The organism is Streptomyces sp. NPDC020983 (genome assembly GCF_044333485.1).
Classification (GTDB): Bacteria; Actinomycetota; Actinomycetes; order Streptomycetales; family Streptomycetaceae; genus Actinacidiphila.
The window spans coordinates 221,754-235,734 of sequence record NZ_JBIRRA010000003.1; the positions used below are offsets into that span (position 1 = coordinate 221,754).

Genomic DNA, 13,981 nt, shown 5'->3' on the forward strand with positions numbered 1-13,981 from the left:
CCCGCCCCGCCCGCCCCCCGCCCGCCCCCCCCCCCCCGCCCGCGCCCCCCCCCCCGCCCCCCCGCCCCCCCCCCCCCCCCCCCCCCCCCCCCCCCCCCGTGAGGTGGCACCCATGCCCGACACCACGCTCGACACCTTCGCCGACCGCTACATCGCGGTCTGGAACGAGCCCGACCCCGACGCCCGGCGCAAGGCCGTCGAAGGCCTCTGGGCCGAGGACGCCCTGCAGGTCCTCCAGCCGCCGCAGACGATGCGGGAGGAGGCGCAGAAGGTGGGCATGCGCACCGTGGTCCTCGAAGCACGCGGGCACGACGCCCTGGAATTCCGGGTCCGCACGGCCTACGAGGAGTTCGTCGCGCCCGGAGAGGCGGAATTCCGCCTCCACGGGGACGTGCAGCGGCTGCACGACGTCGTCCGCTTCAGCTGGGTCTACACCCCGCTCGGCGGCGGCGAACCGCAGGGCGGCGGGCTCCAGGTCCTGCTGCTCGCCCCCGACGGCCGGATCGCCACCGACTACCAGTTCATCGGCCTGTGACCGGACGCCCCGGGCCCGCACGAACCGCCGGCGCCGCGGGCGGCCCGGGGCCCGTCAGGGCGTCAGGCGGCGAAGGCACGTGCCAGCCGGGCGCTCTGGGCGGGCGACAGCTCCCGGTCGACCGCCGGTATGAGGCCGCGCCGCTCGTGCGCCACGTACAGGTCGATCTCACCGAGCACCCCTGACGCCGACACGTTGAAGGTGTCCTCCGGCTGCTCGCGCGTGATCAGGTCGTCGAGATTCGCCTGGAGCCGCTCACCCTCCTCACGGTCCTCCCGCACCACGTCGGCCGCCGCGTGCCGCTCGTCCAGCGCCTGCCGGGCGGTCTTCTCCGTCGCCTGGAAGTGCCGGGCCAGGGCGTTGGCCACCGGGCGCAGATCCGCCCGGGTGGGCATGGTGGTGTCGTCGTGGCGCAGGTAGTCCACCATCCTGTGGAGCGCGTCGCCGGACTCCTGGATGCGCGCGGACAGCCCCTCGTGGTGGTCCCTGGCCGCGACCTCGGCCTCGACGTCGGCCTTCGCGCGCTCGTCGAAGTAGGCCGCCTGGCCGCGGATGTTCGCCGGTCCGGCGATGCGGTCGTGCTCGGGAACGCCCGGGGTGTCCTCGGGCCTCATCAATCCGCTCATCGCACTGCTCCTTGCCTTCACTGCGGTCCTGACCGGTCTTCCTCCCTGCCCCTGCCGCGCGGGCCCGGGGGCGCGCACCGGGACGCCCGGCACCGACCGGCCGCCCGGGGGCTACTCCTCCGGCTCGGGCCAGTCCGCGTCCGACACCGTGTGCATGGCCGCCTCCTCCGCGGACGCGGCGGCGCCGTCGATGCCGACGTCGGCGCCGGCCATCCCGTCCCTGCGCACGTGCACCCCCTCGTCCGGGGCGACGATGCGCCCGGAACGCGCCTCCCCCGCCTCCACGTCGATCAGCTCCCCGTCGGAGTCCGGGTCGTCCCCGAGGCCGTCGCCGTCCTGCGGCCTCACGTCGGGCCGCTCGCGGGACAGCCGCTCGTCCAGGTTCTCCCCGGCCTCCTGCTCGGCCGCGGTGGTGCCGTACTCGTCGACGGCGCGGGGCTTTTCGGGGGGCGAGTACCCCTCGTCGAGGACGTCGTCCGGGCCGCCGACGACAAGGGTGTCCTCCGGTTCCAGCGGGCCCGCGTCCTCCACGATCTCGCTGCCGTCCGACTGCGGCTGGTAGACGTCGTCGCCCATCGTGCCGTCGATCCGCTCGGTCATCTCGCCGCACCTGCCTCCTCCACCGGCCTGGCACCTCCGCGGGCCGCGGCCCGCGGAACGGCGGCCGGACCTGCCGTGTCGGGCGCACGCTGCACGATTGACCACCGTCCTTCCTGCTCAGGAGGGGTCGGCCCGCGCTGCCGCCGCGCCACCGCGGCGGCTCGGCGGGTCGTCCACCCGCTCGCCTGCCCGTACGGCCGGGGCGGAAACCGGCCGGGGCGCCGTCCGTGCCATTCCCCCGGACGGCCCACCTCCATGATGCGGCGGCGTCTCCCGCGGCGCCTGCGGGCGGCCCCGGCGGCCCGCGTCACGCCACGCCGCGCGGGCGGAACTGGACGCTGATCCGGCCGCCCACCGCCGCCCGCGTCTTGGGTATCGCGTGGTCCCACGTCCGCTGGCAGCTGCCGCCCATCACGATCAGATCCCCGTGGCCCAGCGGCACCTTCCGGGCCGGTGCCCCGCCGCCGCGCGGGCGCAGCAGCAGGGGCCGCGGCTCGCCCAGCGAGAGGATCGCGACCATCGTGTCGTGGGTGGCGCCGCGCCCGAAGCGGTCGCCGTGCCAGGCCACGCTGTCCCGCCCGTCCCGGTAGTAGCACAGCCCCGCGCTGACGAAGGGCTCCCCCAGCTCGGCGGCGTAGTGCCCGCTCAGGCGCTCGCGCGCGTCGGCGAGCACGGGATCGGGCAGCGGCGCGCCCGCGCCGTAGTGCGCGAGCAGCCGGGGCACCGCCACCACGCTGTCGTACATCGTGCGGCGCTCCTCGCGCCACGGCACGCGTGCGGCCAGCTCCGCGAACAGGTCGTCGGCGCCGCTGAGCCAGCCCGGCAGGACGTCGATCCACGCCCCGTCGCCCAGCGGGGTGCGGCGCAGCCCGTCCAGACCGCCCAGGAGCGGGGCGCCGGCGGCGAAGAGTGATGTCTGCTGATGGATCATGCCACCACCATAACGCCGGATCGCACACCTTTTCGATTCCCCGTTCGAGTGAACCCGCACCGGCCGCCCGGAGAGGGGCGGGAGCCCGCCCCTCCGAACCCGCGCGTCCGCGCCGCGCCCGGCGCAGGATGGAGGCATGCTCTTCGCGGAAGTCGCCCGGCTCTCCCGGGACGTCGCTGCCACGTCGTCGCGCTCGCGCAAGACCGAGCTGCTCGCGGCCTTCTTCCGGGAGGCGGAGGCGGGCGACGTACCGGTCGCCATCGCGTATCTCGCCGGCCGGCTGCCGCAGGGGCGGCTCGGCGTCGGCTGGGCGGCGCTGCGTGACCGGGCCGCGCCCGCCGCCGAGCCGCGGCTGACCGTCGCCGAGGTGGACGCGGCGCTCACCGAGGTCGCCGGCGTGGCGGGGCAGGGCGCCCAGGCCGGGCGGCGCGCCCTGCTCCAGGACCTGATGGGCGCCGCCACCGCCGGGGAGCAGGAGTACCTGATCGCCCTGATCACCGGCGAGGTCCGGCAGGGCGCGCTGGACGCCGCGGCGGCGGAGGGCCTGGCGGCGGCGACCGGGGCGCCGCCCGCGGACGTCCGGCGGGCGGTGATGCTGGCCGGCGCGCTCGAACCCGTCGCGCAGGCCCTGCTCGCCCAGGGCCCCGGCGCGCTCGCCCGCTTCCGGCTCACCGTCGGCCGCCCGCTGCTGCCGATGCTCGCCGCGTCCGCCAGGTCCGTGGCCGAGGCGGTCGGCAAGGCGGGCGGGCCGTGCGCGGTGGAGGAGAAGCTGGACGGCATCCGTGTCCAGGCCCACCGCGACGGCGACGACGTGCGGCTCTTCACGCGCACCCTGGACGACGTCACCGACCGGCTGCCAGAGGTCGTCGCGACCGTGCGGGCGCTGACCGGCACACGCTTCGTCCTCGACGGCGAGGTGCTCGCCTTCGGCGAGGACGGGCGGCCCCGGCCCTTCCAGGAGACCGCCGGCCGGGTCGGCTCGCGCGTCGACGTCGCGGCGGCCGCGCGCGCCCTGCCCGTCTCCGCCGTCTTCTTCGACGTGCTCTCCGCCGGCGGCCGCGACCTGCTCGACCTCCCCTACGCCGCGCGGCACGCCGAGCTGGCGGCGATCGTGCCGCCCGCGGTACGGGTGCGGCGGGCGCTCGTCGCCGACCCCGCGGACCCGGCGGCGCTGCGCACCGCCGAGGACTTCCTGGCGGCGACGCTGGACCGCGGCCACGAGGGCGTCGTCGTCAAGGCCGAGGACGGGCCCTACGCGGCCGGCCGCCGCGGGGCCTCGTGGATCAAGGTCAAGCCCGTGCACACGCTCGACCTCGTGGTCCTGGCCGCGGAGTGGGGGCACGGGCGGCGCACCGGCCGGCTGTCGAACCTCCACCTCGGGGCGCGGGCCGAGGACGGCACCTTCGTCATGGTCGGCAAGACCTTCAAGGGCCTCACCGACGCGATGCTCGCGTGGCAGACGGAACGCCTGCGGGAGCTCGCGGTGCGCGACGACGGCCACGTGGTGACCGTCCGCCCCGAACTCGTCGTCGAGATCGCCTACGACGGGGTGCAGCGGTCCCCCCGCTACCCGGCGGGGCTCACGCTGCGGTTCGCGCGGGTCGTCCGCTACCGGGAGGACAAGCGGGCGGAGGAGGCGGACACGGTGTCCGCCGTCCGGGCCGCGCACGGGGGCTGAGGCAGCCTGGCGCCGCCCGGCGGGGCGGACCGTGCGGCGGCCCCGGCCGGGTGCGCTCCCCGGCGCCGGCCGCACGGCAGCCGCAGCGGGGCGCGCCCGACGGGGCGCGCGACGCCCGTGCGCGGCCCTTCGCGCCCGGAGGGGGCGTCAGCGGGAGGTCAGGCGGAAGGCCGCTTCCTCCTCCTGGTCGCCGGAGGCCGTGCCCGTCACCTTGACGGTGAAGGACTCCGCCAGCGCTTCGCGGAGCCGGTCGACGGCGTGGTAGCCGCCCTGGGCGGTGAGCTTGACCGGGGAGGTCAGCGGGGCCGGGCCGCCGGGCAGGGCGAGCGTGCGGGAGACGTCGAAGGTCGCCGACCAGACGATCGGGGATCCGTCCGCGGCCTCCGCCGGTTCGTCGCCGGCCGCGCGGTCACCCGCGAAGCTGGTGCGGAGCGCGTCGAGGACGGTCTTGGCGTCCTCCTTCGTGCAGCCGTCGATGATGACGGTGACCTGGGCCGTCGGCTCTGCGGACTGTTCGGGTGCCGTACTCACGGGGTGTCCTTCCGTCGCATGGGGTACCGCTGCCCCGCTGAGCGCATTTCCGCTCGCAGGCGGACGAAACACCGGGTCACCCGAACGGCGGGGCGCACGTCCGCGACAATGGAGCATGCCGTCTCGTGCCGCCCGCCTCCCGGTCCCCTGCCCCTGCGGCCTGCCCGCCGCCTACGCCGACTGCTGCGGCGCCCTGCACCAGGGCCGCGCCCAGGCCGTCACCGCCGAGCAGCTCATGCGGTCGCGTTACGCCGCCTTCGCCGTACGCGACACCGGCTACCTCCTGCGCAGCTGGCACTCCACGACGCGGCCGCGCGAGCTGGACCCCGGCCGCGACGTCCGGTGGACCGATCTCGACATCCTCGGCAGCACCGGGGGAAGCGCCTTCCACACCGAGGGCACGGTCGAGTTCCGCGCCCGCTACCGGCACCGCGGCGGTGAGGGTGTGCAGCACGAGGACAGCCGCTTCGTCCGCGAGGACGGGCTGTGGGTGTACGTGGGCGAGGCCGGGCGGCCCGGCCGGTGACCGCGGCACGGGGGAACGGGCTCGACCCCGCGGTCCGCACCGCGCTCGCCGAGGAGCTGCTGACCGCGCTGCCCGCCGCGTGCCCCGGCTCCACCGCGCGGCTGGGCGGCTCGCTCGCGGCGGGAACGGCGGACGCCTACAGCGACATCGACATCGCCTGGCGGGTGCCCGCCGCGGACTTCGCGCGGTGCGTGGAGGGGACGCGGCGCACGCTCGGCCGGGTCGGGCCGCTGCTGTCGCTGCGCTGCGACCCCGACCACGCCGCGGAGCCGGGGCAGCGGCTGTTCTTCGCCGCCTTCCGCGGGCTGCCGCTCTTCTGGCGGCTGGATCTCGTCGTCCTGGCGGACGCGCCGGAGGCGGCCACCGTCCCGCGGGGCGAGGTGGCCGACCCGTGGTCGCCCGCGGCGAGCGCGCTCGCCAACGCGGTGGGGGCGGTCAAGGCACTGTGCCGGGACCGCCCGGACCTGGCGCGCGGGCTGGTCGACCGGGGGCTGCGCCGGGTCGGCGTGCGCATCGCCCTCACGGGCGTGTGGCGCACGGATGTGGCGCGGCTCGTCGCCGCGTCCGTCGCCGCCGATCCCGCGCAGCAGCGGCTCGCCTCCGCGGTGGAGGCCCTGGCCGCCGAACTCCTCCCCCGCTGACGGCCGCCCCGGGGCGGCGGCCCGGGGCGGCGGCCCGGGGCGGCCGTCGCCTCACCCCGTGGGGCGCCCCGCGTCGTAGGAGAGGAATCCGCGCTGGAAGAGGCCCACGCACGTGATCGCGGCGATGCAGGCGAGGCCGCCGCCGACGACGGCGGCGGTGGGGGTGAACAGGTCGGCGGCGGAGCCGGCGAGGAAGTCGCCGAGGCGGGGGCCGCCGACCACGACGACGAGGAAGACGCCCTGGAGGCGGCCGCGCATGTCGTCGGGCGCGGCGGACTGGAGCATGGTGTTGCGGAAGACCATGCTCACGGTGTCGGCGCATCCGGCGAGGGCGAGGAAGAGCAGCCCCAGCAGCAGGTTGCGGGTGAGGCCGAAGACGGCGACGGCGGCGCCCCACGAGGCCACGGCGAGCAGCACCGCGAAGCCCTGGCGGCGGACACGGCCGAGCCAGCCGGAGAAGACGCTGCCGAGCAGGGCCCCGACGGCGGGCGCGGCCGCGAGCAGGCCGACGGTGCGGGTGTCGCCGCCGTACCAGAGTCCGGCGACGGCGGGGAAGAGGACCCGGGGCTGGGCCAGCACCATGGCGGCGAGGTCGGTGACGAACGTGGTCCGCAGGTTCGGCCGGGCGGCGAGGTAGCGCAGGCCCTCGGCGACGGAGGGGCGGCGGCGCGCGGCACCTTCGCCCTCGCCGGGGAGCATCGCCGGCAGCCGCCACATCGCGTACAGGGAGGCGGTGAAGGCGGCGGCGTCGATGAGGTAGGCGGCCTGGTAGCCCCACAGGCCGACGAAGACACCGCCGAGCATGGGCCCGGCCATCTGCCCGACGCCGCCGGACAGCGAGGCGAGGGCGTTGGCGGCGGGCAGCTGCTCGGGCCGCAGCAGCCGGGGGATCATGGAGGAGCGGGCCGGGGAGTTCATGGCGAAGCACACGGCCTGGAGGGCCACGATCGCGTAGAGCAGGCCCACGACCCGCAGGTGGGCGATGGCCGTGACGGCGAGCGCGACGGACAGCACGGTGGAGCCGGCCGCGGTGACGAGGCCGAGCCGGCGCCGGTCGACGACGTCCGCGACGGCCCCGCCGTAGAGGCCGAAGACGATCAGGGGCCCGAGCGAGCAGAGGCCGACGAGGCCGACGTAGAAGCTGGAGCCGGTGATCGCGTAGACCTGGAGGGCGACGGCCATGGCCGTCATCTGCTGGCCCGTGTAGGACACCGCGTTGCCGAACCACAGCCGCCGGAAGTCGGGGCTGTCGCGCAGCGGCCCGATGTCCGCGAGCAGCTGGCGGCGGCCGCCCGCGGGGGCGTCCGGAGGGGTCCCTGCCCCGGATGGCGCAGTCCGGTTCCGGCTGTCCTTCTTACTCTTGAGCACGGCAAACGGTAGCAACGCAGCCCGGCGCTGCCGCGGCCGGGGCGCTCGGCGGCAGCCGAACCGGGGGTGGCCGGAATGCGAATCTGGGGAAAAACCGGCTGGTGACCATCGTGGTGGCCGGAATACGCTGTGCGGGACGAACAGGCCCGGAGGGGATGTAACCGACCCCTTGTGCCCGTCCCGGAACGAGTCGCCACCTCGGCCCACCTTCCGGCTACAGCAACAGGCGCCACCGCGTCCGTACCGCCCGAAGTCAGATATCCCACCGGGCGCCCGACGCTGGGAGTGAACCGCGCCAGGGCGAACCCGGTCGACGCGACGCTAAGGAGAACGCGGTGTCTGGAGATCAGCTCACACAGGAGGAACCGGCGACCGAACGCGGCTTCGGCAGCGAGCGGCGCATCGTCCGGCTCGACGAGGAGGGACCGCTGAAGACGTGGTCCCGCTGTGCTCCGATCCGGCTCGCCGGGTACGAGGACGACCTCACCGAGACGCACATCCTGCGCAGTATCGACTAGTCGACTCATCCCCTTTCCGCACTTCGCGCCTCCCGTACCCCTCCCGCCCGACCGGCGAACGGCGCCAGGCCCGCGGGCCGGGCCGGGGACGTCCACCCAGGTCCCCGCCCGTCCCGCGGCAGCGGCGCGCACGCACGGCCCGCGCGTCCGGGCCCGCGTGGCGATGAGACGTGCGTGACATTCCCCGTGCAGCGTGCATGCACCCGCGGGGAGCGGGCATACGCGGGTCGACTTCACCGATCTTCGAGGAGTACGCGATGCTGATGGCTCACCCGACCGTGCTGCAGGACCTGGTGGAACGCTACGAGCTGCTCGCCTCGGCCGCAGACGGCACGGACCCGCGCATCGCCGGGCAACTGCGCGACACCGCCTACACGTTGTGCGTGTCGACCGGTACCCGGAACGTCGACGACGCACTGTCGGCGGCGCGCGCGCACATCATGGCGGCACAGGGTGCCGCGGACGGCGCGGCGGCCTGAGCCCGCACGGCGGCACGGCTGACGGCGCAGAAGGACACACGTTGGGATGAAATCCCCCGGCACCATGACCCGTTCGGCCCTCTGGGGCGTTGTCACGGGTAGCGGGCGCACGGCCCGTGACGGTGTCCGGAAGGCAGGAAACGAATGAACGGACTCGCCCGGAAGGGCCTTGTCTGCGCGGTGGTCGCCGGCGGTGTGCTGGCCTCCGCGGGGTACGCGCAGGCGGATTCCGCCGCCTCGGGTGACGCCACGGGCTCGCCGGGCATCCTGTCGGGCAATTCGGTGCAGGTGCCGGTCCACGTGCCGGCGAACGTGTGCGGGAACACGGTGGATGCGGCCGCCCTGCTCGACCCGGCGTTCGGCAACGACTGCGCGAACACCACGGCCGCCCCGCCCGTCCACACCCCCGTCCCGGCGCCGCCCGCCGAGCACACCCCGGCGCCGGTCGAGCTGGCGCACACCGGCGCGGGCGGCGCGGGCGCGACGGCGGCGGGCGGCGCGCTGCTGCTGCTCGGCGGCACGGTCCTCTACCGGCGGACGAGGCCCGCCGCCGGCCGCTGACCCGCGGCGGCCGGCCACCCGCGGACCACCCGGTCGGCCGCCGCCGCGTACTGCCCCGGCGGGCCGCGGGCGCCTATCGTCGGCACCGGAACGGCAGCGCGACGGCAGCGTGACGAGCGCCGGAGGACGGCGCAGGAGGGCGGCAGGCATGGCACAGGAGGTCCGCGGGGTGATCGCGCCGGGCAGGGGCGAGCGGGTGCGCGTCGAGACGGTGACGGTGCCCGATCCGGGGCCCGGCGAGGCGGTGGTGCGGGTCCAGGCGTGCGGGGTGTGCCACACCGACCTGCACTACAAGGAGGGCGGGATCGGGGACGACTTCCCGTACCTGCTCGGGCACGAGGCCGCCGGGATCGTCGAGGAGACCGGCCCGGGCGTCACCGAGGTGCGGCCGGGCGACTTCGTGGTGCTGAACTGGCGCGCGGTGTGCGGCCGCTGCCGGGCGTGCCTGCGCGGCCGGCCCTGGTACTGCTTCGACACCCACAACGCGCGGCAGAAGATGACGCTGGCCGACGGCACGGAGCTCTCGCCCGCGCTGGGCATCGGCGCCTTCGCCGAGAAGACGCTCGTCGCGGCGGGCCAGTGCACCAAGGTCGACCCGTCGGTGTCGCCGTCGGTCGCGGGGCTGCTCGGCTGCGGGGTGATGGCCGGGATCGGGGCCGCGCTCAACACCGGGGCCGTCGGGCGCGGGGACTCCGTCGCGGTGATCGGCTGCGGCGGTGTCGGCAACGCGGCGGTCGCCGGGGCGCGGCTGGCCGGGGCCGCCCGGATCATCGCGGTGGACGTCGACGACCGCAAGCTCGCGACCGCGTCCGCGCTCGGCGCCACCCACACCGTCAACGCGCGCGCCGGGGACCCGGTGGCGGCGATCCGCGAGCTGACCGGCGGTTTCGGCGCGGACGTGGTGATCGAGGCCGTGGGCCGCCCGGAGACGTACGAGCAGGCCTTCTACGCCCGGGACCTGGCCGGCACGGTGGTGCTGGTCGGGGTGCCCACGCCGGAGATGCGGCTCGAACTGCCGCTGCTGGACGTCTTCGGCCGCGGCGGGGCGCTCAAGTCCTCCTGGTACGGCGACTGCCTGCCCTCGCGGGACTTCCCGATGCTCGTCGACCTGCATCTGCAGGGGCGCCTGGACCTGGGCGCGTTCGTGAGCGAGACCGTCGCGCTGGACGAGGTCGAGGACGCCTTCGCCCGGATGCAGGCCGGGGACGTGCTGCGGTCGGTCGTCGTCATGTGAGGCACGCGGCCGCAGCGTACGGGCCGGAAACGCCCGGGCGCCGCAGGCCGGACACGCCCTAGGGTGGTGGCGCGCGCGATCGGAAACGGGCAGCACCTCGACGGCGAGGTGCTGTTCGGCGCGTCCGCACGCACCACCGCGAAGACGTGATTCGAGGAGCCTGCAATGGCGTTGCCGCAAGGCACGCTCAGCCACCGCTACCGTGGCGAGCACCCCGTACGAACCCTCCTCTACCTCTTCCATCCCGACCGGCGGCGGGTCGCCCTGGCCGTCGCCGCCTTCTTCGGCAAGCACACCCCGGTGTGGCTGCTGCCGCTGATCACCGCGAACGTCGTGGACGTCGTCGTCCAGCACCGGCCGGTCCACATCCTGTGGTGGAACTCCGCGGTCCTGCTGGTGATCCTCGTACTCAACCTGCCGCTGCACCTGACGTACGTGCGCTGCATGCAGGGCTCCATACGCCGCACCGGCACCCGGCTGCGCAGCGCGCTGTGCCACCGCATGCAGCAGCTCTCGATCGGCTACCACTCACGGGTGAGCGCCGGGGTGCTCCAGGCGAAGGTGATCCGGGACGTCGAGACGATCGAGACCGCGGCGCAGCAGACCGCGGACAACGGGCTGGCGGCCCTGGCCACGCTGAGCGGCGGCCTGGTGGTCATCGGCGTGCAGGCGCCCGCCTTCCTGCCGGTGTACCTGGTGGTGGTGCCGGCCTCGGCGGTGCTCGTGGTCAGGCTGCGGCGCCGGCTGCGGCACCGCAACGAGTCCTTCCGGCAGCAGGTCGAGCAGCTGTCCTCACGGGTCAACGAGATGACGGCGCTGATCCCGATCACCCGCGCGCACGGACTGGAGAACACCGCGCTGCACCGCGTGGACCGCACCCTCGGCGAGGTGCTGCACGCGGGGCTGCGGCTGGACCGGCTCAACGGCTGGTTCGGCTCGATCGCCTGGATCCTGCTCAACGCGATCGGCGTGGCCTGCCTGTCGGGCTCGGCGCTGGTGGCGTACTACGGCTGGCTGAGCGTCACGCCGGGGACCGTGGTGATGCTCAGCGCGTACTTCTCCAGCCTGACCGGCTCGGTCACCACGCTGCTGACGCTCACGCCGCAGATCGGCAAGGGACTGGAGTCGGTGCGCTCGATCGGCGAGGTGCTCCAGGCGCCGGACCTGGAGCAGAACGACGGCAAGGCGTCCGTCGAGGGCGTGACGGGCCGGTTCGAGTTCCGCGGTGTGGGCCACACCTACCCCGAGGCGGACCGCCCGTCGGTGACCGGCTTCGACCTGGACGTGCGGCCCGGCGAGACGATCGCGCTGGTCGGCGGGTCGGGCGCGGGCAAGTCGACGGTGCTCAACCTGGTGATCGGCTTCCTGCGCCCGACCGAGGGCAGCATCCTGCTGGACGGTGTCGACATGGAGACACTCGACCTGCGCGACTACCGCAACTGGCTGTCGGTGGTGCCGCAGGAGTCGATCCTGTTCGAGGGCAGCATCCGGGAGAACGTCACCTACGGCATGGAAGGGGTGCCGGACGAGCGGGTGCGGGCGGCGCTGCGGGACGCCAACGCGCTCGAGTTCATCGACCGGCTGCCGCAGGGCCTGGACACCGTCGTCGGCGAGCGCGGCGCGCGGCTGTCCGGCGGCCAGAAGCAGCGCCTGGCGATCGCCCGCGCGCTCATCCGGGACCCGCGCGTGCTGGTGCTGGACGAGGCGACCTCCGCGCTGGACTCGCGCTCGGAGGCACTGGTGCAGCAGGCGCTGACCCGGCTGGTCCGCGGCCGCACGGTCTTCGTGGTGGCCCACCGGCTGTCGACGATCCGGGGCGCCGACCGGATCGTGGTGATGGACGAGGGCCGCGTCGTGGAGGTCGGCTCGCACGCCGAACTGCTGCGCAGCGGCGGCGCGTACGCGGGGCTCCAGGCCGCGCAGCTCGCCTGAGCGCGCGGGGCGGGGGCGCGGTCCGCGCCCCCGCCCCGCGCACCGCGTCAGCCCCCGAGCACCGAGTCGACGAGGGACTTCGCCTCCTGCTGCACCTCGGCGAGGTGGTCGGCGCCGAGGAAGGACTCGGCGTAGATCTTGTAGACGTCCTCGGTGCCGGACGGCCGGGCGGCGAACCAGGCGTTGTCGGTGCAGACCTTGATGCCGCCGAGCGGCGCCCCGTTGCCGGGCGCCTCGTTGACGACCGCGGTGACCGGCTCGCCGGCCAGCTCCCTGGCCGGGACCTGGCCGGGCGACAGCTTGCCGAGCGCCGCCTTCTGCTCGCTGCCGGCGGGCGCGTCGATCCGGGCGTAGGCGGGGGTGCCGAAGCGCTCGGTGAGCGCGGTGTAGTGCTCGGAGGGGGTCCGGCCGGTCACGGCGGTGATCTCGGCGGCGAGCAGCGCCAGCAGGATGCCGTCCTTGTCGGTCGTCCACACCGAGCCGTCGCGGCGCAGGAAGGACGCGCCCGCCGACTCCTCGCCGCCGAAGGCGAGCGTGCCGCCGTAGAGCCCGTCCACGAACCACTTGAAGCCGACCGGCACCTCGGTGAGGGGCCGGCCGAGGTCGGCGACGACCTTGTCGATCATCGAGGACGACACCAGGGTCTTGCCGACGGCCAGTTCCGGTCCCCACTGCTCGCGGTGGGCGGACAGGTAGGAGATCGCCACGGCCAGGTAGTGGTTGGGGTTCATCAGGCCGCCGTCCGGTGTGACGATGCCGTGCCGGTCGGCGTCGGCGTCGTTGCCGGTGGCGACGGAGTAGTCGTCCTTGCGGTCGATGAGCGAGGCCATCGCGTAGGGCGAGGAGCAGTCCATGCGGATCTTGCCGTCCCAGTCCAGCGTCATGAAGCGCCAGGTCGGGTCGGTGGTGGGGTTGACGACCGTCAGGTCCAGGCCGTGCCATTCGGCGATGCGGCCCCAGTAGTCGACCGAGGCGCCGCCCAGCGGGTCGGCGCCGATGGTGACACCGGCCCGGCGCACCGCGACGAGGTCGAGGACGGAGGGGAGGTCGTCGACGTAGCGGCCGAGGAAGTCGTAGCGGCCGGTGGTGTCGGCGGCGAGCGCCCGCGTGTAGCCGATCCTCCGGACGCCCCTGAGGCCGTCGGCGATGAGCTGGTTGGCCCGGTCCTGGATCCAGGAGGTGGCGTCGGAGGCGGCGGGGCCGCCGTTCGGCGGGTTGTACTTGAAGCCGCCGTCCGAGGGCGGGTTGTGCGACGGGGTGACGACGACGCCGTCCGCGAGGCCCGAGGTGCGGCCGCTGTTGTACGTGAGGATGGCGTGCGAGACGGCGGGGGTGGGGGTGTAGCCGTCGTTCTCGTCGAGCAGCACCGTCACCCCGTTGGCGGCGAAGACCTCCAGGGCCGTCACCCGGGCGGGCTCGGACAGGGCGTGGGTGTCCACGCCGAGGAAGAGCGGGCCGTCGGTGCCCTGCCGGCCGCGGTAGTCGCAGATGGCCTGGCTGGTGGCGGCGATGTGGTCCTCGTTGAAGGCGGTCGCGAGCGACGAGCCGCGGTGCCCCGACGTCCCGAACACCACCCGCTGCGCCGGCTCGGCGGGGTCGGGCCGCAGCGTGTAGTAGGCCGTGACCAGGCGGGACACGTCCACCAGGTCCTCGCTACGGGCGGGCTTACCGGCACGCTGGTGCGCCATTCACGTCTCCTCGGCTGCTCGGTCGCGTCGGTCGGGTCCGGCTCGCAGTGTGCGGCGGGCTCGCCGACCATTGTCATCCCTGCCCCGCCACCGCCCGTTGCTACCCGGCCATATGACGCGCCGGGGCCTAATG

General features: G+C 75.0%; 15 protein-coding genes. 9 read left to right on the forward strand and 6 right to left on the reverse strand.

All coding sequences use genetic code 11. The features are described from left to right. Positions 1 to 112: 112 nt before the first annotated feature. Positions 113 to 535, forward strand: coding sequence for a hypothetical protein (locus ACH4SE_RS07350; RefSeq protein WP_398542333.1), 423 nt, complete (start codon positions 113 to 115; stop codon positions 533 to 535). A gap of 62 nt (positions 536 to 597) precedes the next feature. Here the strand turns inward: ACH4SE_RS07350 and ACH4SE_RS07355 are convergent, their stop codons facing one another. The 3 genes from ACH4SE_RS07355 to ACH4SE_RS07365 form a co-directional block, all read right to left on the reverse strand. After that, entirely contained in the window at positions 598 to 1,161 is a 564-nt protein-coding gene (locus tag ACH4SE_RS07355; RefSeq protein WP_398542334.1) for a hypothetical protein, read from the reverse strand. Between the two features lie 111 nt (positions 1,162 to 1,272). Further along, the gene (locus ACH4SE_RS07360) at positions 1,273 to 1,761 is read right to left on the reverse strand and encodes a DUF5709 domain-containing protein (RefSeq protein ID WP_398542335.1); all 489 of its coding nucleotides are present in this window, start codon (positions 1,759 to 1,761) and stop codon (positions 1,273 to 1,275) included. 307 nt (positions 1,762 to 2,068) lie between these two features. Continuing rightward, positions 2,069 to 2,692 carry an alpha-ketoglutarate-dependent dioxygenase AlkB family protein gene (locus tag ACH4SE_RS07365; protein WP_398542336.1) on the reverse strand — a complete coding sequence of 208 codons (624 nt, stop codon included), beginning with the start codon at positions 2,690 to 2,692 and terminating at the stop codon, positions 2,069 to 2,071. 136 nt (positions 2,693 to 2,828) lie between these two features. Here ACH4SE_RS07365 and ACH4SE_RS07370 point away from each other — a divergent pair, with 136 nt between their 5' ends. Then, the gene (locus tag ACH4SE_RS07370) at positions 2,829 to 4,370 is read left to right on the forward strand and encodes an ATP-dependent DNA ligase (protein WP_398542337.1); all 1,542 of its coding nucleotides are present in this window, start codon (positions 2,829 to 2,831) and stop codon (positions 4,368 to 4,370) included. A 147-nt stretch (positions 4,371 to 4,517) separates the two neighbouring features. Here the strand turns inward: ACH4SE_RS07370 and ACH4SE_RS07375 are convergent, their stop codons facing one another. Beyond that, positions 4,518 to 4,901: a hypothetical protein gene (locus ACH4SE_RS07375; RefSeq protein ID WP_398542338.1), complete on the reverse strand. Its 384-nt coding sequence runs from the start codon at positions 4,899 to 4,901 to the stop codon at positions 4,518 to 4,520. 115 nt (positions 4,902 to 5,016) lie between these two features. Between ACH4SE_RS07375 and ACH4SE_RS07380 the strand changes: the two genes are divergently transcribed. After that, on the forward strand, positions 5,017 to 5,427 hold the full coding sequence (locus ACH4SE_RS07380) for a YchJ family protein (protein WP_398542339.1): 411 nt from the start codon (positions 5,017 to 5,019) through the stop codon (positions 5,425 to 5,427). Then, the gene (locus ACH4SE_RS07385) at positions 5,424 to 6,068 is read left to right on the forward strand and encodes a hypothetical protein (protein ID WP_398542340.1); all 645 of its coding nucleotides are present in this window, start codon (positions 5,424 to 5,426) and stop codon (positions 6,066 to 6,068) included. The genes ACH4SE_RS07380 and ACH4SE_RS07385 overlap by 4 nt, the downstream gene beginning before the upstream one ends. A 51-nt stretch (positions 6,069 to 6,119) precedes the next feature. Here the strand turns inward: ACH4SE_RS07385 and ACH4SE_RS07390 are convergent, their stop codons facing one another. Next, positions 6,120 to 7,346, reverse strand: a complete 1,227-nt coding sequence (locus ACH4SE_RS07390; RefSeq protein ID WP_398542675.1) for an MFS transporter — start codon at positions 7,344 to 7,346, stop codon at positions 6,120 to 6,122. A 425-nt stretch (positions 7,347 to 7,771) separates the two neighbouring features. On the opposite strand from ACH4SE_RS07390, the gene ACH4SE_RS07395 reads away from it, so the two are divergent. The 5 genes from ACH4SE_RS07395 (at position 7,772) to ACH4SE_RS07415 (ending at position 12,160) form a co-directional block, all read left to right on the forward strand. Next, positions 7,772 to 7,954, forward strand: coding sequence for a hypothetical protein (locus ACH4SE_RS07395; RefSeq protein ID WP_398542341.1), 183 nt, complete (start codon positions 7,772 to 7,774; stop codon positions 7,952 to 7,954). Between the two features lie 257 nt (positions 7,955 to 8,211). Continuing rightward, positions 8,212 to 8,433: a DUF5133 domain-containing protein gene (locus ACH4SE_RS07400; protein WP_398542342.1), complete on the forward strand. Its 222-nt coding sequence runs from the start codon at positions 8,212 to 8,214 to the stop codon at positions 8,431 to 8,433. Positions 8,434 to 8,577: 144 nt separating this feature from the next. Beyond that, the gene (locus ACH4SE_RS07405) at positions 8,578 to 8,994 is read left to right on the forward strand and encodes a chaplin (protein ID WP_398542343.1); all 417 of its coding nucleotides are present in this window, start codon (positions 8,578 to 8,580) and stop codon (positions 8,992 to 8,994) included. A 148-nt stretch (positions 8,995 to 9,142) separates the two neighbouring features. Beyond that, a complete protein-coding gene (locus tag ACH4SE_RS07410; RefSeq protein WP_398542344.1) occupies positions 9,143 to 10,228 on the forward strand; it encodes an S-(hydroxymethyl)mycothiol dehydrogenase in 1,086 nt (361 codons plus the stop codon). A 165-nt stretch (positions 10,229 to 10,393) separates the two neighbouring features. Then, positions 10,394 to 12,160 carry an ABC transporter ATP-binding protein gene (locus ACH4SE_RS07415; protein WP_398542345.1) on the forward strand — a complete coding sequence of 589 codons (1,767 nt, stop codon included), beginning with the start codon at positions 10,394 to 10,396 and terminating at the stop codon, positions 12,158 to 12,160. 47 nt (positions 12,161 to 12,207) lie between these two features. Here ACH4SE_RS07415 and pgm read toward each other — a convergent pair whose 3' ends face one another. After that, positions 12,208 to 13,848, reverse strand: coding sequence for a phosphoglucomutase (alpha-D-glucose-1,6-bisphosphate-dependent) (gene pgm / locus ACH4SE_RS07420; RefSeq protein WP_398542346.1), 1,641 nt, complete (start codon positions 13,846 to 13,848; stop codon positions 12,208 to 12,210). Positions 13,849 to 13,981 lie beyond the last annotated feature (133 nt).